Annotated in this window: 17 protein-coding genes and 1 tRNA gene; 10 read left to right on the forward strand and 8 right to left on the reverse strand. The window is 70.9% G+C overall.

The annotated features are described in order from the left end of the window. The first annotated feature begins 1 nt into the window (after nucleotide 1). The 7 genes from ACFYMU_RS12700 to ACFYMU_RS12730 all read left to right on the forward strand — a co-directional run bounded on the left by ACFYMU_RS12700 (nucleotide 2) and on the right by ACFYMU_RS12730 (nucleotide 7258). Nucleotides 2-490: a PaaI family thioesterase gene (locus ACFYMU_RS12700; protein ID WP_388371968.1), complete on the forward strand. Its 489-nt coding sequence runs from the start codon at nucleotides 2-4 to the stop codon at nucleotides 488-490. Nucleotides 491-672: 182 nt separating this feature from the next. Beyond that, nucleotides 673-1464 carry a hypothetical protein gene (locus tag ACFYMU_RS12705; RefSeq protein WP_388371970.1) on the forward strand — a complete coding sequence of 264 codons (792 nt, stop codon included), beginning with the start codon at nucleotides 673-675 and terminating at the stop codon, nucleotides 1462-1464. Between the two features lie 112 nt (nucleotides 1465-1576). Continuing rightward, a complete protein-coding gene (locus tag ACFYMU_RS12710; protein WP_388372237.1) occupies nucleotides 1577-2800 on the forward strand; it encodes a branched-chain amino acid ABC transporter substrate-binding protein in 1224 nt (407 codons plus the stop codon). A 129-nt stretch (nucleotides 2801-2929) separates the two neighbouring features. Then, nucleotides 2930-3856 carry a branched-chain amino acid ABC transporter permease gene (locus tag ACFYMU_RS12715; protein WP_388371971.1) on the forward strand — a complete coding sequence of 309 codons (927 nt, stop codon included), beginning with the start codon at nucleotides 2930-2932 and terminating at the stop codon, nucleotides 3854-3856. Between the two features lie 5 nt (nucleotides 3857-3861). Beyond that, on the forward strand, nucleotides 3862-5667 hold the full coding sequence (locus ACFYMU_RS12720) for a branched-chain amino acid ABC transporter permease (protein ID WP_388371973.1): 1806 nt from the start codon (nucleotides 3862-3864) through the stop codon (nucleotides 5665-5667). Between the two features lie 8 nt (nucleotides 5668-5675). Next, nucleotides 5676-6545, forward strand: coding sequence for an ABC transporter ATP-binding protein (locus ACFYMU_RS12725; protein WP_388372239.1), 870 nt, complete (start codon nucleotides 5676-5678; stop codon nucleotides 6543-6545). Then, nucleotides 6542-7258, forward strand: a complete 717-nt coding sequence (locus ACFYMU_RS12730; protein WP_388371974.1) for an ABC transporter ATP-binding protein — start codon at nucleotides 6542-6544, stop codon at nucleotides 7256-7258. The genes ACFYMU_RS12725 and ACFYMU_RS12730 overlap by 4 nt, the downstream gene beginning before the upstream one ends. An 89-nt stretch (nucleotides 7259-7347) precedes the next feature. Here ACFYMU_RS12730 and ACFYMU_RS12735 read toward each other — a convergent pair whose 3' ends face one another. Next, nucleotides 7348-7998, reverse strand: coding sequence for an ANTAR domain-containing response regulator (locus tag ACFYMU_RS12735; RefSeq protein ID WP_388371976.1), 651 nt, complete (start codon nucleotides 7996-7998; stop codon nucleotides 7348-7350). Nucleotides 7999-8097: 99 nt separating this feature from the next. On the opposite strand from ACFYMU_RS12735, the gene ACFYMU_RS12740 reads away from it, so the two are divergent. Beyond that, nucleotides 8098-8180, forward strand: a tRNA-Leu gene (locus ACFYMU_RS12740). A 56-nt stretch (nucleotides 8181-8236) separates the two neighbouring features. Here the strand turns inward: ACFYMU_RS12740 and pyk are convergent. Beyond that, nucleotides 8237-9673 (reverse strand): pyruvate kinase, encoded by a 1437-nt coding sequence (pyk, locus tag ACFYMU_RS12745; RefSeq protein ID WP_388371977.1) that lies wholly within the window; start codon nucleotides 9671-9673, stop codon nucleotides 8237-8239. 226 nt (nucleotides 9674-9899) lie between these two features. Beyond that, nucleotides 9900-10616, reverse strand: a complete 717-nt coding sequence (locus ACFYMU_RS12750) for an SIMPL domain-containing protein (protein ID WP_388371979.1) — start codon at nucleotides 10614-10616, stop codon at nucleotides 9900-9902. 138 nt (nucleotides 10617-10754) lie between these two features. Between ACFYMU_RS12750 and ACFYMU_RS12755 the strand changes: the two genes are divergently transcribed. Next, on the forward strand, nucleotides 10755-12560 hold the full coding sequence (locus tag ACFYMU_RS12755) for a bifunctional metallophosphatase/5'-nucleotidase (RefSeq protein WP_388371981.1): 1806 nt from the start codon (nucleotides 10755-10757) through the stop codon (nucleotides 12558-12560). Between the two features lie 77 nt (nucleotides 12561-12637). On the opposite strand, the gene ACFYMU_RS12760 is transcribed toward ACFYMU_RS12755, so the two are convergent. The 5 genes from ACFYMU_RS12760 to ACFYMU_RS12780 form a co-directional block, all read right to left on the reverse strand. After that, nucleotides 12638-14047, reverse strand: coding sequence for a lysine N(6)-hydroxylase/L-ornithine N(5)-oxygenase family protein (locus ACFYMU_RS12760; protein ID WP_388371983.1), 1410 nt, complete (start codon nucleotides 14045-14047; stop codon nucleotides 12638-12640). Beyond that, nucleotides 14044-15399, reverse strand: coding sequence for a pyridoxal phosphate-dependent decarboxylase family protein (locus tag ACFYMU_RS12765; protein ID WP_388371985.1), 1356 nt, complete (start codon nucleotides 15397-15399; stop codon nucleotides 14044-14046). The genes ACFYMU_RS12760 and ACFYMU_RS12765 overlap by 4 nt, the downstream gene beginning before the upstream one ends. Before the next feature lie 337 nt (nucleotides 15400-15736). Continuing rightward, a complete protein-coding gene (gene pepN, locus ACFYMU_RS12770; protein ID WP_388371987.1) occupies nucleotides 15737-18241 on the reverse strand; it encodes an aminopeptidase N in 2505 nt (834 codons plus the stop codon). A gap of 252 nt (nucleotides 18242-18493) precedes the next feature. Continuing rightward, nucleotides 18494-18844 (reverse strand): chorismate mutase, encoded by a 351-nt coding sequence (locus ACFYMU_RS12775; RefSeq protein WP_388371988.1) that lies wholly within the window; start codon nucleotides 18842-18844, stop codon nucleotides 18494-18496. Nucleotides 18845-19220: 376 nt separating this feature from the next. Beyond that, a complete protein-coding gene (locus ACFYMU_RS12780; protein ID WP_388372240.1) occupies nucleotides 19221-19991 on the reverse strand; it encodes a S1 family peptidase in 771 nt (256 codons plus the stop codon). Between the two features lie 238 nt (nucleotides 19992-20229). On the opposite strand from ACFYMU_RS12780, the gene ACFYMU_RS12785 reads away from it, so the two are divergent. Then, nucleotides 20230-21126, forward strand: a complete 897-nt coding sequence (locus ACFYMU_RS12785) for a hypothetical protein (RefSeq protein WP_388372242.1) — start codon at nucleotides 20230-20232, stop codon at nucleotides 21124-21126. Nucleotides 21127-21175 lie beyond the last annotated feature (49 nt).

Below are 21175 nucleotides of genomic sequence, written 5' to 3' on the forward strand. Positions count from 1 at the left end.
CATGGGCGAGCAGCACACCGTGAAGTTCCCGCAGGACGTCGTCGACGAGTACGCCGCGCTCGGTGTCGACCTGCCCGCTCTGTTCTCCGCCGGGCACCTCGGCACCCGCATGGGCGTCCAGATCGTCGAGGCGTCCGCGGACCGGGTCGTCGGCACCATGCCGGTGGAGGGCAACACCCAGCCGTACGGGCTGCTGCACGGCGGTGCCTCCGCCGTCCTCGCCGAGACCCTCGGCTCCGTCGGCACCATGCTGCACGGCGGCAGCTCCAAGATCGCCGTCGGGGTCGACCTGAACTGCACCCACCACCGCGGGGTGCGCTCGGGCCTGGTCACCGGTGTCGCCACACCCGTCCACCGAGGGCGCTCGACCGCGACGTACGAGATCGTGATCACCGGCGAGGACGGCAAGCGGGTGTGCACCGCCCGCCTCACCTGCCTGCTGCGGGACGTGCGGCCGGGCGACGCGGAGCAGGTCCCGGCGACGGACTGACCCCTGAAGGGTGACCGAGCACCCAGGCCCCCACCGGCCCCCTGCCCCGGTCACCCTCCGAAGCACTCCCCCCTCCCCCGGCCCGCACCCGGCCCCGCGCGAGCCCCCTCGACTCCCCCCGCGTCACTCCCACTTCCCGGGCGGGCCCGGCACCCCTACCGTTGCCCCATGAGGCCCCGGCCATGAGCGGCGTCGGACCGGTCGAACCCGTCGAATCGGCCGAACCCGAGCCCGGTCACGATGTCATCGGCAGCGACCCGCCCCGCCTGTCCGACCGCTGGACGCGGCTGCCGGCACGTACCCGCGCCGCCGTCCTGGGCGCCGCCGCCCTGGCCGTCACGGGCGCCCTCCTGTTCCTGTCCGCACCGCCCGTCACACCGCCCCCGCGGCCGGACCTGCCGCCGGAGCTGCCGCCCTGGCCCGTGAACGTGACCCGGTTCAGCTACGCGGGGGTCGCCCGCCGTGCCACCGCCGCCTCCCCCACCGGCACCTTCCGCTTCGACATCTCCGTCCGCGGCGGCTCGCCCGTGACCGTCTCCGACATCAGGGCCGGGTTGACCGGACTCCGCGCCCGGGCCACACCGGGTCCGTCCGTCAGCGTGCCCGCAGGGACCACCCGCCGCATCGGGCTGGAGATAGCCGTGGCGGACTGCGCCGGGCTGTCGCTGGATCCGGACCTCCCTTTCCTGGATGTAACGCTGCGTAACACGCGCGCAATGCAACAGCACAGTTTCATCTTCGGCGGCGCCTTCTCCCGCGACCTTTCGGAGCTCCTCCACACGGTCTGCGGCGCGTCCGGACGCCGGGCCCGCCCATGGCCGACGGGAAGTGCGCGTTCTCAGACTGCGGATCACAGGAAAATTCCGCCAGGCCGTCTGGGAACCGCCCTCCCCGATACCCACCAACCGGCACGTCATAACAAGAAAGTCACAAGCCAGCGCTCGGCGATGCCCATCCTGTCAGACCGGGCTTAGAGTCACGGCCAGTCACCGCTCCATCGGGAGTTCGGTACCAGCGCGGCACTCGCGCCGCCCCACAGGACGGCGGCCACGCCTGCGGAAAGGACTGATTGTGCGACAGCGTTCTATGGTGATCCTCACCTCAGTGCTCACCACCGGAGCTCTGACCCTCACCGCGTGCGGCTCCCGCGACAACGACAGCGACAAGGGCGGCGACAGCGGCTCCACCACGATCACCATCGGTGTGGACGCCCCGCTCTCGGGCGAGAACTCGACCACGGGCCTCGGCATCCAGTACGGCGTCCAGATCGCCGTCGACGACGCCAACAAGAAGAACACCGTTCCCGGCGTCAAATTCGCGGTCAAGGCCCTGGACGACAAGGCCCAGCCCGCCAACGGCCAGCAGAACGCCACGGCCCTGGTCGGCGACAAGACCGTCGTCGGTGCCGTCGGCCCGCTGAACTCCGGCGTCGCCCAGTCGATGCAGCAGGTGTTCGCGTCCGCCAACATGGTCCAGATCTCGCCGTCGAACACCAACCCGACGCTGACCCAGGGCAAGGACTGGCAGACCAAGAAGACGCGTCCCTACAAGACGTACTTCCGCACCGCCACCACCGACGCACTCCAGGGTGGCTTCGCCGCCGACTACGCCTACAACGGCCTCAAGAAGAAGAAGGCCTTCGTCGTCGACGACAAGCAGACCTACGGCGCCGGCCTCGCCAAGATCTTCAACGACACGTTCAAGAAGGTCGGGGGCAAGATCGCCGGTACCGACCACGTCAACACCGGCGACAAGGACTTCGGCTCCCTCGTCACCAAGATCAAGAACTCGGGCGCCGACATCCTGTACTACGGCGGCCAGTACGACGAGTCCGAGCTGATCACCAAGCAGCTCAAGGACGCGGGCGTCAAGATCCCGCTGATGGGCGGTGACGGCATGTACGCCACCACCTACATCCAGACCGCCGGCAAGGCGGCCGAGGGCGACCTCGCCACCGCCGTCGGTGTCCCCGTCGACACCCTGCCCGCCGCCAAGACCTTCGTCGAGACGTACAAGGCCAAGGGCTACAAGGGCGACTACGGCGCCTACGGCGCCTACGCCTACGACGCCGCCACCGCCATCATCAACGCGGTCAAGGCCGCCAAGGAGGCCAACGGCGGCAAGCTGCCCAGCGGCAACGACCTGCGTGCCAAGGTCGTCGAGGGCGTCCAGAAGATCGACTTCGAGGGCATCTCCGGCCACATCTCGTTCGACGAGTTCGGCGACACGACCAACAAGCAGCTCACCGTCTACCAGGTCGAGAAGGGCGCCTGGAAGGCCGTGAAGACCGGCACGTACAACGCCAGCTGACCTTTCACCCCAGCAGTGCACCGACGGGCCGCGCGGAAGGAGGACCCCGACCGCGCGGCCCGTCTCCTTACATCCCGTCCTGCACATGACAGTGCACAACACGACCACCAGTGACATGGAGGCCATGCGGTGAACACCCTGCCGCAGCAGCTGGCCAACGGGCTGCTCCTAGGCTCGATGTACGGGCTGATCGCCATCGGCTACACGATGGTGTACGGCATCGTCCAGCTCATCAACTTCGCACACGGCGAGATCTTCATGACCGGGGCCTTCGGCGCGCTCACGGTCTCCTTGATCCTGCCCTCCGGCACTCCGATGTGGGCCCTCGTCCCCCTGATGCTGATAGGCGGTGGCATCGTTGCCATCCTCATCGCCGTGGGAGCCGAACGGTTCGCCTACCGGCCACTTCGCGGAGCCCCGAGGCTGGCGCCACTCATCACCGCCATCGGTCTCTCCCTGGCTCTCCAGGAAGTCGTCCGCAACTTCTACCCCCAGGCGGACCGCGCCCGCCCCTTCCCCGGTCTCGACACCACGCACGACCTCGGCTCCGTCACCATCAAGGACGCCGACATCTTCCTGATCATCGCGGCCGCGGTCTGCATGGCGGCACTCGCCGTGTTCGTCCGCCGCAGCCGCACCGGCCGTGCCATGCAGGCCACCGCCCAGGACCCCGACACGGCACAGCTCATGGGCATCGACACCAACCGCATCATCGTCGTCGCCTTCGCCATCGGCGGCTTCTTCGCCGCCGTCGCCGCGGTCGCCTACGGCCTCAAGTACGGCAGCATCGAGTACCGCATGGGCTTCCTCATGGGCCTCAAGGCGTTCACCGCGGCCGTCCTCGGCGGCATCGGCAACATCTACGGCGCCATGCTCGGCGGCGTCGTCCTCGGCATCGCCGAGACCCTGGCCTCCGCCTACATCACCAACATCCCCGGTATGCAACAGCTCGGCGGCTCCAGCTGGGCCAATGTGTGGGCCTTCTGTCTCCTCATCCTCGTACTGCTGCTGCGGCCCCAGGGCCTCCTCGGCGAGCGCGTCGCGGACAGGGCGTGATCACCATGACCGACACGAAAACCCCGGAGATCCCCGAGACGCCCGTGGCCACCGGACGCGGCCTCGTCCCGATGCCGTCCGCCGCCGCCCGCGCCCTCACCCTCGTCGGCGGCATAGGCACCACGGCCTCCGCCTTCCTCGCCTGGACCTGGACCGCCGACTTCCCCGGCGACCTCACCGTCTACGGCTACCCGGGCGGCCTGCAGTGGCTGACCTTCACCGCCGGCATCCTCGTCGCCCTCTTCGCCCTCGCCGGCCACGGCGTCAAGGGCCTCGGCTGGCTCGTCCCGGCCGGCAACAACGCCCCCGCGGTGCTCACCGCCCTCGGCGCCTTCGGCACCACCTGGTTCACCGTCATCGCCATCGCCGCCAAACTCGGCGGACTGGTCAACCTCGAACCAGGCGGCTACGTCGCCGCCGTCGCCTCCCTCCTCGCCCTCCTCGGCGCCCTCGCCCTCCCCCAGCCCGGAGCCGGCGAAGAGTCCGCCAAGGACACCCTGCGCGCGTCCGTCGCGAAGCCCGACCGCATCCCGCCGGCCGCCGCCACCGCCCCCTGGATCCAGCGCGCCGTCGTCACCGCCGTCACCGCCATCGGCCTGTTCGCCTTCGCCTACGGCATCGACACCGAGTACGGTGAGCTCTTCATCGGCTACCTCGTCGTCGTCGTCTTCGCCGTCTGGGCGGCGCACACCGCCGGCCTGCTCGACCGCTTCTCGCACATCGTCGCCGGCAACCGCAGCTTCACCCTCGCGATGGGCTTCGTCGCCGCCATCGCCTTCCCCCTCACCCAGACCGACGACCACTACGCCAACATCGGCGTCAACATCCTGATCTTCGGAACGGTCGCCCTCGGCCTCAACATCGTCGTCGGCCTCGCGGGCCTCCTCGACCTCGGCTACGTCGCCTTCCTCGGCGTCGGCGCGTACACCGCGGCCCTGGTCTCCGGCTCCGAGTTCTCCCGCTTCTCCGGCGTCCAGTTCCCCTTCTGGGCCGCCGCCCTCTCCGGCGCCGCCGCGTCCCTCGTCTTCGGCGTCCTCATCGGCGCCCCGACCCTGCGACTGCGCGGCGACTACCTCGCCATCGTCACCCTCGGCTTCGGAGAGATCTTCCGCATCGCCGTCAAGAACATGGACGGCGACTCCGGCCCGAACATCACCAACGGCCCCAACGGCATCCCCTCCATCCCGGACCTGAAGCTCTTCGGGTTCGACTTCGGGCAGGCGCACGACCTGGGCAGCTTCACCATCGGCCGGTTCGCGAACTACTACCTGCTGATGGTCCTCGTCATGGCCATCGTCGTCCTCGTCTACACCCGCGCCACCGACTCCCGCATCGGCCGCTCCTGGATCGCCATCCGCGAGGACGAGACCGCCGCCACCGCCATGGGCATCAACGGCTTCCGGGTCAAGCTCATCGCCTTCGCCCTCGGCGCCTCCCTGGCCGGTCTGGCGGGCACCGTCAGCGCCCACGTCACCTACAGCGTGGTCCCCGACCCCTACCAGTTCGCGGGATCCACGCCCCCCAACTCGGCCTTCATCTTGGCCGCTGTCGTCCTCGGCGGCATGGGCACCGTCGCGGGCCCGCTGCTGGGCGCCGCCCTGCTGTACCTGATCCCGGAGAAGCTGGTCTTCCTCCAGGACAAGTCGCTCCTCGCCTTCGGCGTCGCCCTGGTCCTGCTGATGCGCTTCCGGCCGGAGGGCATCATCGCCAACCGCCGCCGCCAGCTCGAATTCCACGAGACCGGCCAACTCGACGTACCAGCACAAGAAACACTCGCCGACGAACCGGCCGTCACCAAGGCGGGGGCGTGACCACCACCATGACCACACCAGTACTCGAAGCCCGCGCCGTCACCATGCGCTTCGGCGGTCTCACCGCCGTACGCTCCGTCGACTTCACCGTCAACAGCGGCGAGATCGTCGGCCTCATCGGCCCCAACGGCGCCGGCAAGACCACCTTCTTCAACTGCCTCACCGGCCTGTACATACCGACCGAAGGCACCGTCTCGTACAAGGGCACGGTCCTGCCGCCCAAGCCCCACCTCGTCACCCAGGCCGGCATCGCCCGCACCTTCCAGAACATCCGGCTCTTCGCCAACATGACCGTCCTGGAGAACGTCCTCGTCGGACGCCACACACGGACGAAGGAGGGCCTCTGGTCCGCCCTGCTGCGCGGCCCCGGCTTCAGGAAGGCCGAGCGGGAGTCCGAGGAGCGGGCCATGGAACTCCTCGACTTCGTCGGGCTCGCCCCCAAGCGCGACCACCTCGCGCGCAACCTCCCCTACGGCGAACAGCGCAAGCTGGAGATCGCCCGGGCACTGGCGAGCGAGCCGGGACTCCTCCTGCTGGACGAACCCACCGCCGGCATGAACCCCCAGGAGACCCGCGCCACCGAGGAGCTCGTCTTCGCCATCCGCGACAAGGGCATCGCCGTCCTCGTCATCGAGCACGACATGCGCTTCATCTTCAACCTCTGCGACCGCGTCGCCGTCCTCGTCCAAGGCGAAAAACTCGTCGAGGGCACCTCCGAGGTCGTCCAGGCCGACGAACGCGTCGTGGCCGCCTACCTCGGCACCCCCTTCGAAGGCGAACCCGGAGAAGAGGAGGCCGCCGAGGTCGCGGCGGCCGAAGCCGTCGCCGAGGCGCCCGCAGACAGCACCACCGGCAGCACCAAGGGAGAGACCCAGTGACCGCACTGCTCGAGGTCGAAGACCTCAGGGTGGCCTACGGCAAGATCGAAGCCGTCAAGGGCATCTCCTTCACCGTCGAGGCCGGCCAGGTCGTCACCCTCATCGGCACCAACGGCGCCGGCAAGACGACGACCCTGCGCACCCTGTCGGGCCTGCTCAAGCCCACCGGCGGCAAGATCGTCTTCGATGGCAAGCCGCTCGCCAGCGTCCCCGCGCACAAGATCGTCGCCCTCGGACTCGCCCACTCCCCCGAGGGCCGGCACATCTTCCCCCGTCTGACGATCGCGGAGAACCTCCATCTCGGCGCCTTCCTGCGCAAGGACAAGGAAGGCATCGAGAAGGACATCCAGCGCGCCTACGAGCTCTTCCCGATCCTGGGCGAGCGCCGCAAGCAGGCCGCGGGCACCCTCTCGGGCGGCGAGCAGCAGATGCTGGCCATGGGCCGTGCCCTGATGTCCCAGCCCAAGCTGCTCATGCTCGACGAGCCCTCCATGGGCCTCTCGCCGATCATGATGCAGAAGATCATGGCGACCATCGCCGAACTGAAGTCCCAGGGCACCACCATCCTGCTGGTGGAGCAGAACGCCCAGGCGGCCCTGTCGCTCGCCGACCAGGGCCATGTGATGGAGGTCGGGAACATCGTCCTGTCGGGCTCCGGACAGGACCTGCTGCACGACGAATCCGTGCGGAAGGCGTACCTCGGCGAGGACTGAGCGACTCCTCGCGGCGCCGCCGTACACATCGAGGCCCGCACCCCGGCGTCAGGGGGGTGCGGGCCTCGTCGTACGCGCCGTCGCGGGCGTCAGTCCTTCGCGGCCTTCTTCTCCTCGGCGTCCTGGATGACGGCCTCGGCGACCTGCTGCATCGACATGCGGCGGTCCATGGACGTCTTCTGGATCCAGCGGAAGGCGGCCGGCTCCGTCAGCCCGTACTCGGTCTGCAGGACCGACTTCGCCCGGTCGACCAGCTTGCGGGTCTCCAGCCGCTGGGAGAGGTCGGCGACCTCCTTCTCCAGCGTCTTCAGCTCGTTGAACCGCGAGACGGCCATCTCGATCGCCGGTACGACGTCGCTCTTGCTGAACGGCTTCACGAGATACGCCATGGCACCGGCGTCACGCGCCCGCTCGACGAGGTCGCGCTGCGAGAAGGCGGTCAGCATCAGCACCGGGGCGATGCTCTCCTCCGCGATCTTCTCGGCGGCGGAGATGCCGTCGAGCTTGGGCATCTTCACATCCAGGATCACCAGGTCGGGCCGGTGCTCACGGGCCAGCTCGACGGCCTGCTCGCCGTCCCCGGCCTCACCGACGACGTGGTAGCCCTCCTCCTCGAGCATCTCTTTGAGGTCGAGCCGGATGAGTGCCTCGTCCTCGGCGATGACGACACGGGTCGTCAGCGGAGGCACGTGCGACTTGTCGTCGTCGGCGACGGGCTGGGGCGACTCGGGGGAGGTCACGGGGGCTCCTCGGTACGGGCCGGGCAGGTAGTGCTGCTCATGCAGCCTACCCAGAGGCGGTGAGCGGCGGTGACCCGGTACACTCACGGCAGTGCTGTGGCCGGGTTGGTGGAATGGCATACACGGATGTCTCAAACACATCTGCCCGAGAGGGCTTGCGGGTTCGAATCCCGCACCCGGCACCGTTGATCGAGGAACGCCCCCGGCATGAGGGGATCGCGGGAAGGGCCACGCCCCCCTACCTGGGCCCGTCCTCCTCGCCGATGCGGTGCACCCTCACCATGTTCGTCGAGCCCGACACCCCGGGCGGCGAGCCCGCCGTGATCACCACGATGTCGCCCTTCCGGCAGCGGCCGTACTTGAGCAGCAGCTCGTCCACCTGGTCGACCATCGCGTCCGTGGAGTCGACGTGCGGGCCCAGGAACGTCTCCACGCCCCAGGTGAGGTTGAGCTGGGAGCGGGTGGCCGGAGCGGGGGTGAAGGCCAGGAGGGGGATCGGGGAGCGGTAGCGGGACAGCCGGCGGGCGGTGTCGCCGGACTGGGTGAAGGCGACGAGGAACTTCGCGCCGAGGAAGTCGCCCATCTCGGCGGCCGCGCGGGCGACCGCGCCGCCCTGGGTGCGTGGCTTGCTGCTCTCCGTCAGCGGGGGCAGGCCCTTGGCGAGGATGTCCTCCTCCGCCGCTTCCACGATGCGGGCCATCGTCCTGACCGTCTCGGTGGCGTACTTGCCGACGCTGGTCTCGCCCGACAGCATGACCGCGTCCGTACCGTCGATCACCGCGTTGGCCACGTCCGACGCCTCGGCCCTCGTCGGGCGGGAGTTGTCGACCATGGAGTCGAGCATCTGGGTGGCGACGATGACGGGCTTGGCGTTGCGCTTGGCGAGCTTGACGGCACGCTTCTGGACGATGGGCACCTGTTCGAGGGGCATTTCGACGCCCAGGTCGCCGCGGGCGACCATGATGCCGTCGAAGGCGGCCACGATGTCGTCGATGTTCTCGACGGCCTGGGGCTTCTCGACCTTGGCGATGACGGGGAGGCGGCGGCCTTCCTCGTCCATGATGCGGTGGACATCCGTGATGTCCCGGCCGCTGCGGACGAAGGAGAGGGCGATGACGTCGAAGCCGGTGCGCAGGGCCCAGCGGAGGTCGTCCTGGTCCTTCTTGGAGAGAGCGGGGACGGAGACGGCGACGCCGGGGAGGTTGAGGCCCTTGTGGTCGGAGACCATGCCGCCTTCGACGACGGTGGTGCGGACGCGGGGGCCGTCGACGGAGGTGACTTCGAGGGCGACCTTGCCGTCGTCGACGAGGACGCGCTCACCGGGGGTGACGTCGGCGGCCAGTCCGGCGTAGGTGGTTCCGCAGCTGTGGCGGTCGCCTTCGACGCCTTCCTCGACGCTGATCGTGAAGGTGTCGCCGCGTTCAAGGAGTACCGGGCCTTCGGCGAACCGGCCGAGTCGGATCTTCGGACCCTGAAGGTCGGCGAGGATTCCGACGCTGCGGCCGGTCTCGTCGGCGGCCTTCCGCACGCGCTGGTAGCGCTCCTCGTGTTCGGCGTAGCTGCCGTGGCTGAGATTGAAGCGGGCGACGTCCATTCCGGCTTCGACCAGTGCCTTGATCTGCTCGTACGAGTCGGTGGCGGGTCCCAGGGTACAGACGATCTTTGCTCGGCGCATGGTTCGAGCCTAGGGCTTACCCGCGGGTAGAGAATTGGTCGGGCGTGACTACTCAACAACCTTTAGGTGAAGCGTTATTGACAAGTGTTGAATTGTGCGGCGGTCCGCTCCGATGAGCATTCCGGGAATGGCCGCGGGAATTCCCCGGCGCGCCATCCTGCCCCTTCCGGCCCGCCCGACCGCGGTCTTCCCGGGGCACGCCCCGCACCGTGGTGGCTCCGGGTGACTACAGCCGCGGGGGCGCCATGGTGAAGCGGGCGTTGACGCGGGCGTAGACGTGCTGGCGCTCGGGTTCGAGGTCGAGGGGGGCGGCCTCCTCGGGGGCCGCGGCGCCGTACGCCATGGACCGCATGGCGGGGGCGGGGGCGAACGGGACGGGGCGGGCGTCCTCGGCACCGACGTCGGCGAGTTCGACGAGGGCGGTGAGGGTGGTGTCGAGGGCCTCGGCGTACTCACGGGCGCGCTGCACCGCCTCGCGTACCGCTTGCTGACGGGCCGTGCGGTGGACGGGCGAGTCGGGGCGCAGGGACCACCAGGGGCCGTCGACCCGGGTGAGTTCGAGGTCGGCGAGGCGGGTGGCGAGTTCGCCGAGCGCGGTGAAGTCGGTGAGTTCGGCGGTGAGGTGCACGCGGCCGTGGTAGGCGCGGACGCGTTCGCCGCGGCCGTGCCTGGTCAGCTCGGGGCTGAGGGAGAAGGCTCCGGTCTCCAGCTTCTCGACCGCCTGCCCGTAGGACTTGATGAGCTCGAGGGCCGCGGCGTTGCGGCGTGTGAGGTCGTCGAGCGCGGTGCGGCGGTCCGTGCCGCGGGCGCTGACGGTGACGCCGATGCGGGCGATCTCGGGGTCGGCCTCGAGGTGGGCCTCTCCGCGGACGGCGATGCGGGGTGCGTCGGGCGTGCCGTAGGGGACGGATGCCGGCGCGGCCGGCGCGGGGCTGGAGTTCATACGCCCCACTCTGTCACCGATGCTCCGCCCGGGTGCACGGACCGGTCATCAGATCGCAACCTCCCGGGTCTGTTGCGCCTCGTCATGAACAAGCCAGAATCTACGCGCGTCATGACCGTTTCCCGAGGAGTCGCAGACATGCCGTTGAACCGCCGGAAGTTCCTGAAGAGATCCGCCGCGACCGGGGCGGGGGTGGCGCTGACGGGCGCCGCGACGGCTCCGGCGGCCCATGCGGCGGCGGCCGCCCCGTCGGGCGGACGACGCAAGCGGTACTCCTTGACGGTGATGGGCACGACGGACCTGCACGGGCACGTCTTCAACTGGGACTACTTCAAGGACGCGGAGTACACGGACAAGGCGGGCAACGCCCAGGGGCTGTCGCGGATCGCGACCCTGGTCGAACAGGTCAGGCAGGAGAAGGGCCGCTGCAACACCCTGCTGCTGGACGCGGGCGACACGATCCAGGGCACCCCGCTGGCGTACTACTACGCGAAGGTCGACCCGATCACCGCCGAGGGCGGTCCGGTGCATCCGATGGCCCAGGCGATGAACGCGATCGGGTACGACGCGGTGGCGCTCGGGAACCACGAGTTCAACTACGGCATCGAGACGCTGCGCGCGTTCGAGAAGCAGTGCCGCTTCCCGTTGCTCGGCGCGAACGCGCTGGACGCGAAGACGTCGAAGCCCGCCTTCCCGCCGTACGTCATGAAGCGGTTCCGGGTCCCGGGCGCCCCGCCGGTGAAGGTGGCGGTGCTGGGTCTGACCAACCCGGGCATCGCGATCTGGGACAAGGCCTATGTGCAGGGCCGGCTGACGTTCCCGGGCCTGGAGGAGCAGGCGGCGAAGTGGGTGCCGAAGCTCCGGTCGATGGGCGCGGACGTGGTGGTGGTGTCGGCGCACTCGGGCGCGTCGGGCACGTCGTCCTACGGGGACCAGGTGCCGTACGTGGAGAACGCGGCGGCCAACGTGGCCAGGCTGGTTCCGGGCATCGACGCGATCCTCGTCGGGCATGCGCACGTGGAGATCCCGGAGCTGAAGGTCACCAACGAGCAGACGGGCCGGACCGTGGTGCTGTCCGAGCCGCTGTGCTACGCGGAGCGGCTGACGCTGTTCGACATCGAGTTGGTGTTCGAGAAGGGCAGGTGGGAGGTCGAGTCGGTCGCGGCGTCCCTGCGCAACTCCAACACCGTCGCCGACGACCCGGAGATCACCAGGCTGCTGTCCGACGAGCACGCGGCCGTGGTGGCGTACGTGAACCAGGTCGTGGGCACGGCGACGCAGACGCTGACGACGGTCGACGCGCGCTACAAGGACGCCCCGATCATCGACCTGATCACCAGGGTGCAGGAGGACGTGGTCAGGGCCGCGCTGGCGGGCACGGAGTACGCGTCGCTGCCGGTGATCGCGCAGGCGTCGCCGTTCTCGCGGACGTCCGAGATCCCGGCCGGGGACGTGACGATCCGGGATCTGTCGAGTCTGTACGTCTACGACAACACCCTGGTCGCCAAGCTGCTGACGGGCGCCCAGGTGCGGGCGTACCTGGAGTACTCGGCGGCGTACTACGTGCAGACGGCGGCGGACGCCGCGGTCGACGTGGACAAGATCACCAACGCCGACAACCGTCCCGACTACAACTACGACTACGTGTCGGGCCTCCGGTACGAGATCGACATCGCGCAGCCGGCGGGCTCGCGGATCAGGAACCTGACGTTCAACGGCGCGGCGCTGGACGACGCGCAGCAGTTCGTGCTCGCGGTGAACAACTACCGCGCGAACGGCGGTGGCGCCTTCCCCCATGTCGCGACGGCGCGGGAGGTGTGGTCGGAGTCGACGGAGATCCGGACCCGGATCGCGGAGTGGGTGACGGCGAAGAAGGTCCTGGATCCGCAGGACTTCGCGTCGGTGGACTGGCAGCTGACCCGGAACGGCACACCGGTGTTCTAGGGGCGCGGGCCGGGTGGAGCCGCGGGCGACGGCGCCCCGTGAGGGCGCCGTCGCTGCCGAGCGGTTCCGGGGGTCGCTCAGCGTCCGTCGGCGAGCGGGGCGAGGGGCTCGGCCCGCCGGGCGGAGGGGATCTGGGCCGGTTCCTGGAGGCCGAAGGTCGTGAAGGCGGTTCGCCGGGGCAGCGGATACGGGTCCTTGCCGGTCAGCGAGTTGAGAATGGTGGCGCTGCGCCAGGCGGCGAGCCCGAGGTCGGGCGTGCCGACGCCATGGGTGTGGAGCTCCGCGTTCTGGACGTACACCGAGCCGGTGACCGCGCGGTCGAGGACCATGCGGAACTGGCCGTCGATGCGGGGACGTCCGCCGGTGTCGCGGCTGAGGTGGCGGTCGAGCCCGGCGAGGATGCGGTCCAGGGGGCGCTCGCGGTAGCCGGTGGCCAGCACGACGGCGTTGGTGGTGAGGCGCGAGCGGGTGCCCTGCTGGACGTGCTCCAGGTGCAGTTCGACCATGGTGGTGGCGACGCGTCCGGCGGTGCGGACGTGGACGCCGGGGGTGAGCACGGCGTCGGGCCAGCCGCCGTGGAGGCTGCGCCGGTAGAGCTCGTCGTGGACGGCCGCGATGGTGTCGGTGTCGATGCCCTTGTGGAGCTGCCACTGGGCGCAGATGAGGCGGTCGCGCACGGGCTCGGCAAGGCCGTGGAAGTAGCGGGTGTAGTCGGGGGTGAAGTGCTCCAGGCCGAGCTTGGAGTACTCCATGGGGGCGAACGCCTCGGTGCGGGCGAGCCAGTGGATCCGCTCCCGGCCGGCGGGGCGGTGGCGCAGGAGGTCGAGGAAGACCTCGGCACCCGACTGGCCCGCGCCGATGACGGTGATGTGCTCGGCGGCGAGGAACGCCTCGCGGTGCCGGAGGTAGTCCGCGGCGTGGATGACGGGCACGCCGGGGGCCTCGACCAGGGGTTCCAGGGTTTCGGGCACGTACGGTGCGGTGCCGACGCCCACCACGATGTTGCGCGCGCAGGTGCGGCCGGTCGAGGTGCCCGCGCCGTCCTCGCCGAGGAGCAGGAAGTCCACCTCGAAGACCTCGCGTGCGGGGTTCCAGCGGACGGCGTCGACCTGGTGGCCGAAGTGGAGTCCGGGGAGGTTGCCGGCGACCCAGCGGCAGTAGGCGTCGTACTCGGCGCGCTGGATGTGGAAGCGCTCGGCGAAGTAGAAGGGGAAGAGGCGGTCGCGTGCCTTGAGGTAGCCGAGGAAGGACCACGGGCTGGTCGGGTCGGCGAGGGTCACCAGGTCGGCGAGGAAGGGCACCTGGAGGGTGGTGCCGTCGATGAGCAGGCCCGGGTGCCAGTCGAATCCGGGGCGCTGCTCGTAGAAGGCGGTGTCGAGTTCGGCCAGGGGGTGGGCGAGGGCGGCGAGGGAGAGGTTGAACGGGCCGATGCCGATGCCGACCAGGTCGCGGGGGCTTTCGGGCTCGTGGTGTCGGGGGTGGGTCATCGGGGCGTGCTTCCTTCCACCAGGTTCAGGAGCGCGGCCAGGTCGCCGGGCCGGGTGTGGGGGTTGAGGAGGGTGGCCTTCAGCCAGAGGCGGCCGTCGAGCCGGGCGCGGCCGAGGACGGCACGGCCGTCGTGCAGCAGGGTGCGGCGGACAGTGGCGACGGTCTCGTCGGACGCCGCCGCGGGCCGGAACAGGACGGTGCTGAGGGTGGGCCGGGCGTGGAGTTCGAAGGCGGGGTGCGCCAGGACGAGGTCGGCGAACTCCTGTGCGCGGGCGCAGACCTGGTCGACGAGGGAGCCGAGTCCGGTGCGCCCGAGGGCCTTGAGGGTGACGGCGATCTTGAGGATGTCGGGACGGCGGGTGGTGCGCAGGGAGCGTCCGAGGAGGTCGGGGAGGCCGGCTTCGGTGTCGTCGTCGGCGTTGAGGTAGTCGGCGCGGTGCCGCAGGACGTCCAGGTCGTGGGGGTCGTGGACGGCGAGGAGGCCGGCGGCGACGGGCTGCCAGCCGAGTTTGTGCAGGTCGAGGGTGACGGTGTGGGCGCGGTCCAGGCCGGTGAGCAGGGCGCGGTGTCGCTCGCTGAAGAGGAGCCCGCCTCCGTAGGCCGCGTCGATGTGGAGGCGGGCGCCGTGGCGGGCGCTGAGATCGGCGATGTCGGGCAGCGGGTCGATGAGCCCGGCGTCGGTGGTGCCGGCGGTGGCGGCGACGAGGAGGGGGCCGGTGAGGCCGGCGAGGGCGGTGGCCAGGGCCGCGGGGTCGAGCATGCCGCAGGGGGCGGCGACGACGACGGGTTCGGGCAGGCCGAGGAGCCAGGCGGCACGCGTCAGGGAGTGGTGGGCGTTGGATCCGCAGACGAGCCGGACACCGCCGAGGGCCTCGCGGGCGAGGAGGAGGGCGAGCTGGTTGGACTCCGTGCCGCCGGTGGTGACGAGGGCGTCGGCGGCGCCGGCCTCGGCGGCCAGGGCCCGGGTGACGAGCGCCTCGAGTTCCGAGGCGGCGGGCGCCTGGTCCCAGGAGTCGAGGGAGGGGTTGAGGGCGCAGGCGGCGAGGTCGGCGGCGGTGGCGACGGCGAGGGGCGGGCAGTGCAGATGGGCGGCGCACAGCGGGTCGGCGGGGTCGGCGGAGCCCTCGGCGAGGACGTGCACGAGGATTCGAAGGGCCTCCGGGTCGCCCTCCGGCGGCAGGACGTCGCCGACGGTGGCGCGCACCCGTGCGGCGACCGCCTCGGGCCCGCCTGCGGGCAGCGGGCCGCCGCGTGCCCGTGTGCCCTCCCGCAGGGCGTGGAGGACGGTGTCCAGCAACGGCCTCAGCGCGACGGGGCCTTCGGGTCCGGAGGCGAGGGGCGGCAGGCTCATGGGACGTCCTCCAGGCGCTCGGCGGGCGAGTCGGGCCTGCGCACGAGGGTCCGGCCCGCCCGATGGGGACAACGATCCGACCCGGATGGGGGTACTGCCGGGGGACGGAATGGCGTGCGCTGTGGTAAGGACGCCCTGACGCCCTGGGAGCGTGCTGTGACTGCGGCACCGCCTGGGAGCGGTTTTCCGACGACGAGTGACCCGGTCCTGGGGCACCACGGTTCCCCCGCCGTCGGCCGGAGTCCCTCGCCGAGCTGCTCCTCCAGTCGCTGCGTCTCGGGGCGATCGGCCGACCGGCCCGGCCGTCGGCCCGGGCCGGTCGGCCGATTCCCGAACCTCACACGGCAGCCTCGCGGATGCGCAGGGCGCGCGCCAGGTCGTCGAGTTCGTCGACGAGCGTACGGTGCAGGGCCGGGGTGAGGTCCGCCTCGCGCAGGCACCGCTCGCCCCGGCGCAGGGTGTCCTCGGAGACTGGGTGGCGGGGGAAGGCCCAGCGGCCGGCGGCGATGGCGATGGCGGGGCCTCGTCGGGCGGCGACCGCGGGTGCGTCGGTCCAGTAGCGGTCGGCGTACGTGCCGAGCAGGTCGGCCTGTTCGGGCTGCCAGAAGCCCTGGGCGGTGGCGGTGAACAGGTAGTTGGAGAGGTCGTCGGTGGCGAACATCGCCTCCCAGGCGCGCCGTTTGGCGTCCGCGTCCGGCAGGGCGGCGCGACAGCGGGCGGCGCCCTCCCGGCCGGTGGCGCTCGGGTCGCGGTCGAGTTCCTCGGCGATGGTGGACTCGTCGACGGCACCGAGGACGGCGAGCCGGCCGAGGACGCGCCAGCGCAGCCCGGGGTCGAGTTCGGGTCCGCCGGGCACGGTGCCGTCGGCGAGCCAGGCGGCGATGGTGTCCGGGTGGGCGGCGGCGTCGATGAAGTGGCGTACGGCCGTCAGCCGCAGGCCGGGGTGCGAACCGTCCTCGGTGCGGCGGATGAGGTCCCGGCACAGGCTGGTGAGGGTGGTGAGCGCGGCGGGCCGGTCGGCCGCGGGCAGATAGCGGTCGGCGACGTGGACGGAGCCGAAGGCGAGGACGCCTTCGGCGAGGGCCAGGTCGGTCTCGTGCGGCAGATGGGCGCGCGCGGTCTCCAGGTAGGCGGCGGCGGGGAGGTGGCCGTCGCGCACGGCGTCGCGCAGGGCGTTCCAGACGACGGCCCGGGTGAGCGGTTCGGGCAGTCCTGACAGGGACTCCCGCAGGGTCTCGAAGGACTCGGAGTCGAAGCGGACCTTGGCGTAGGTGAGGTCGCCGTCGTTGAGCAGGAGCAGGGCGGGGCGTTTGCCGAGGGGCTGCGGCGCGCTCTGCGGGACGTCCAGGGCGAGGCGCTCGCGCAGGGTGAGGCCGCCGTTGCCGGCGAGGTCCTGGTCGTAGAGGCCGACGGCGATGCGGTGCGGGCGGCTGCCGTGGTGGTCGACGGCCAGGGAGCAGGTGCCCTCGGCATGCGTGAGCCGGGGGGTGAGGATGTCGACGCCGCTGGTGCGCAGCCAGGCGTCGGCCCAGGCGTGCACGTCGCGTTCGGTGGCGCTCGCGAGGGAGTCGATGAAGTCGGCCAGGGAGGCGTTGCCGAAGCGGTGGCGGGCGATGTGGGTGTTGATGCCGGCGAGGAAGTCCTTCTCGCCGAGCCAGGCGACCAGCTGCCGCAGCGCGGAGGCACCCTTGGCGTAGGAGATGCCGTCGAAGTTGAGGAGCGCGGAGGCGGTGTCGTCGACGGCTTCCGGGGCCACGGGGTGGGTGGAGGGGCGCTGGTCGGCGTCGTACCCCCAGGGCTTGCGGGCGACGCCGAAGTGGATCCACGTGTCGGTGAAGCGGGTGGCTTCGGTGAGGGTCTGGTAGCCCATGTACTCGGCGAAGGACTCGTTCAGCCAGATGTCGTCCCACCAGCGCAGGGTGACGAGGTCGCCGAACCACATGTGGGCCATCTCGTGGGCGATGACCATGGCGCGGGTCTGCCGCTCGGTGTCGGTGACGGCGGAGCGGTAGACCAAGTCGTCGCGGAAGGTGACGAGCCCGGGGTTCTCCATGGCGCCGGCGTTGAACTCGGGGACGAACGCCTGGTCGTAGGAGTCGAAGGGGTAGGGCTCCTCGAACTTCTCGTGGTAGCGGTCGTAGCACTGGCGGGTGATCTCGAAGAGTTCGTCCGCGTCGGTGTCGAGGTGGGGGGCGAGGGAGCGGCGGCAGTGGATGCCGAAGGGCAGCCCACGGTGTTCGGTGCGCACGGAGTGCCAGGGTCCGGCGGCGACGGCGACCAGGTAGGTGGAGATGAGGGGGGTGGTGGCGGCCCGCCAGGTGCCGTCCCCGTCATGTGCGGTGGTGCCGTTGGCGAGGACGCTCCATCCGTCGGGCGCGGTGACCGCGAGGTCGAAGACGGCCTTGAGGTCGGGCTGGTCGAAGGCGGCGAAGACGCGCTGGACGTCGTCCAGGAACAGCTGGGTGTAGACGTAGGTCTCGCCGTCGGTGGGGTCGGTGAAGCGGTGCATGCCCTCGCCGGTGCGCGAGTAGCGCATGAGGGCGTCGACGCGCAGTTCGTGCTCGCCCGCGGGGAGGTCCTTCAGCGGCAGCCGGTTCTCGACGAGGGTCCCGGGGTCCAGGGGCTGTCCGTCGAGGGTGGCGGAGCGCAGTTCGGCAGGCTTGAGCTCGACGAAGGTGTCCGCGCCGTCGTGGTCCGGGCGCACCGTGAAGCGGATGACGGTACGGGAGTCGAAGGTCTCCTCGCCACGGGTCAGGTCGAGTGCGATCTCGTAGCGGTGGACGTCGAGGAGCCTGGCACGGGTCTGCGCTTCGTCGCGCGTCAGTACGGACATGAGGGACATGCTGCCCGATGCCGAGGACAGCGCACAGGGGCGGTCCGGTACACGTTCTATGTCCGCCTTCAAGGGCGCACGCGCGGGAACAGGGCGCTGGTCACGCGCCCCCGTGCGCCCGCTCATCCGGGTGACGCACCGCCTCGCGGAGCCGGCGGCCGACGCCGGTGCCGGCCTCGCACGCCCGGCGCGCACGGGCTCGTGCCGCGGCATCGCGTGCCCGGCCGGCCCGGTCCATCGTGATCGGACGATCCCCGCCGGTCACTCCCCCGGAGCGGCGGCGGTGCCCGTGACGTTCTCGGCGATGCGTTCGTGGTGGCGGATGACCTCGGCGACGATGAAGTTCAGGAGTTTCTCCGCGAACGCCGGGTCGAGTTTGGCGCTCTCGGCGAGCCGACGCAGCCGGGCGATCTGGGCGGCCTCCCGCGCCGGGTCGGCGGGCGGCAGTTGGTGCGCCGCCTTGAGGTGGCCGACCTGCTGGGTGCACTTGAAGCGTTCGGCGAGCATGTGGACGACGGCGGCGTCGATGTTGTCGATGCTGTCGCGGAGCCGGGCGAGTTCGGCGCGCACGGCCGGGTCGACTTCGCCGTTGGCGGTGTGGCGGGTGGTCATGGGCGACCAGCCTACGGGGCGGGCGGGACCTCGATCGCCGTCGCCTCGGTGCCCGATCGTGCCCGCACGGTGCGCGGACCACCGCCGGCACGCGGATCCCCGGGCATGCCGTGCGGCCCTCGGGGCCCCTGCGGAGGTGCCTTGCGGGTGCGCGCCCCTGCCGGGCGCCACGCGATCGACTGCCGGGCGCCGCACGGCCGACTGCACGGCGCCACACGGTCGGCCGCACGGCGCCACGGGGGATGCCTGCCAGGCGCCGCCCGGTCGAGTGGCGACGCGGCGGCGGGCCGGCACGCGAGGGTCGTCGGGAGGGCGCCCGCGGCCGGGGCGGGCCGCGGGCGCCCCCTTGCTCACGAGGGGTGTGCGCAGGGTGCGGTCAGAGGCTCGAGGCGGCCGCGGCTATGTCGGACGCGAACGTGGAGACCTCGGTGTAGACACCCGGGTAGTCGGGCCGGGCGCAGCCCTGGCCCCAGCTGACGATGCCGACCTGGATGTAGGCGCCCGTGTCGTCCTTGCGGAACATGGGCCCGCCGGAGTCGCCCTGGCAGGTGTCGACGCCGCCCTGCGGGAAGCCGGCGCAGATCTCCTCGCCCGGCACCAGATCGCTGCCGTACGCCTGCTCGCAGGTGGCGTCGTCGACGAAGGGGACCGTGGCCTTGAGCAGGTAACGCTGCTGGCCGCCGCCCTCGCGGGCCGCGCCCCAGCCGGCGACGGTGAAGTCGCCGCTGTTGTACGCGGTGGTGTCGGCGATCTTCAGGGTGGGCAGGTCGATGGGCCGGGCGAGCTTGATCAGGGCCCAGTCCCTGCCCGTGCCGTTGTAGCCGGGGGCCTGCAGCACCTTGGTCGACTTCACCTTGATCGCGCTGCTGCTCTGGAGGTCGACGACGCCCGCCGTGGCGGTGATCGACGTGTTGGAACCGGATCCGCTCACACAGTGCGCGGCGGTCAGGACGATGTCCTTGGCGTACAGGGCACCGCCGCAGCCCATGGAGAGCCGGACCATGAACGGGAACTCGCCCTGCGCGGCCCGCGTCCCGCCGACGACGGGCTGGGGAGCCGCATGGGCGGACAGGGGCTGGAGGGAGACGGCGGCGAGCGCGACGGCGACCGTCGCGAAGGCTCTGTCGAGGCGGCCGATCTTCTTCAGGAGCTTCAACGTGCTTCCTTCCGTGGGGGGTTGACCGCATGGCGGCAGCACACGAAGAGCATTGATGACATGCTCCCGCCAAGGTTGTGCAAATTATTTGAACAGCTGAGCGGGACGACAAGAAGCTCTTTCCGGCCACACGGACGGCGGCGCGACATCCTCGTGCGCGCATGCCCGCCACCAGCAGGAAGCGCGCCTACAGTGGAAGGCAGTGCTGGCGTTCTCAGGGGGTGCGGCCGTGGCGAACGGCGGACCGGTGGAGCACGGCTATCCGCACCTGGAGACGGTACGGGCGGCCATCACCGCGCTGTACAAACGGCTCTCGTACGACACCGTCCACACCTTCTCGACCAGCGTGAGCCCCGCCGACGTCGCCTTCTGCGACCAGGACGACCTGCACCTGGGCGCACAGCGCGTGGCGCGCGAGCTGGTGCGGCACTTCCGGCTGCCCGATGCCCGGGTCATCGTCAGCTTCCGCGAGATGACGCACGCGGCGAACGTCGAACTGGCCGCGGGTCCGGAATACTTCGTGGAGCTCAACGACCGGTTCCGCACCCACCGCCGGGACATCGGTGCGGCCCTCGCGCACGAGGTGATGCACGTCTACCTGCACCGTCTCGGCCTGTCCTTCCCCGGCACCCGTGACAACGAGATCCTCACCGACACGGCGACGACCTACCTGGGCGCCGGCTGGCTCCTCCTCGACGCCTTCCGCGAGGACGGGATGTCGTCGCAGAAGCTCGGCTATCTCACCCCCGAGGAGTTCGGCTACGTCCTCGCCAAGCGGGCACTGCTGTTCGGCGAGGACCCCGCCGTCTGGTTCACCAGCCCGCAGGCGTACACGGCGTACACCAAGGGTCTGGCGCAGGCCCGCCACGACGAGCAGCAGCCGCCGCTGACCGCCGCCGGCTGGGCGGGCCGCCGCCGCTACGCCAAGGACCGCCGCTACGCCCAGGACCACCCCTCCGCCGGACCGAATCCGGGAGTCCCGTACTCCTTCGCCCCCTCCGGTCACGGCCCGCTGCGCGTGTCGTTCCCGTGCCCGACCTGCCGGCAGCGCATCAGGGTGCCGGTGCAGGGGCGGGTGCGGGCACGCTGCGCGCTGTGCCGGACGGTGCTGGAGTGCGACACATGAGGCGCAGCACGCCAAACCGCGCGGGGAGCAGGCCCGGAGCGGACGGCCC

It is taken from the genome of Streptomyces sp. NPDC007264, assembly GCF_042869095.1.
Lineage (GTDB): Bacteria > Actinomycetota > Actinomycetes > Streptomycetales > Streptomycetaceae > Streptomyces.

Coding starts and splice junctions, on each gene's coding strand:
- ACFYMU_RS12700 (WP_388371968.1), top strand. CDS start 2: ATGGGCGAGCAGCACACCGTGAAGTTCCCGCAGGACGTCGTCGACGAG.
- ACFYMU_RS12705 (WP_388371970.1), top strand. CDS start 673: ATGAGCGGCGTCGGACCGGTCGAACCCGTCGAATCGGCCGAACCCGAG.
- pepN (WP_388371987.1), bottom strand. CDS start 18,241: ATGTCCCTCATGTCCGTACTGACGCGCGACGAAGCGCAGACCCGTGCC.
- pyk (WP_388371977.1), bottom strand. CDS start 9,673: ATGCGCCGAGCAAAGATCGTCTGTACCCTGGGACCCGCCACCGACTCG.
- ACFYMU_RS12725 (WP_388372239.1), top strand. CDS start 5,676: ATGACCACACCAGTACTCGAAGCCCGCGCCGTCACCATGCGCTTCGGC.
- ACFYMU_RS12765 (WP_388371985.1), bottom strand. CDS start 15,399: ATGAGCCTGCCGCCCCTCGCCTCCGGACCCGAAGGCCCCGTCGCGCTG.
- ACFYMU_RS12720 (WP_388371973.1), top strand. CDS start 3,862: ATGACCGACACGAAAACCCCGGAGATCCCCGAGACGCCCGTGGCCACC.
- ACFYMU_RS12750 (WP_388371979.1), bottom strand. CDS start 10,616: ATGAACTCCAGCCCCGCGCCGGCCGCGCCGGCATCCGTCCCCTACGGC.
- ACFYMU_RS12710 (WP_388372237.1), top strand. CDS start 1,577: ATGGTGATCCTCACCTCAGTGCTCACCACCGGAGCTCTGACCCTCACC.
- ACFYMU_RS12755 (WP_388371981.1), top strand. CDS start 10,755: ATGCCGTTGAACCGCCGGAAGTTCCTGAAGAGATCCGCCGCGACCGGG.
- ACFYMU_RS12760 (WP_388371983.1), bottom strand. CDS start 14,047: ATGACCCACCCCCGACACCACGAGCCCGAAAGCCCCCGCGACCTGGTC.
- ACFYMU_RS12775 (WP_388371988.1), bottom strand. CDS start 18,844: ATGACCACCCGCCACACCGCCAACGGCGAAGTCGACCCGGCCGTGCGC.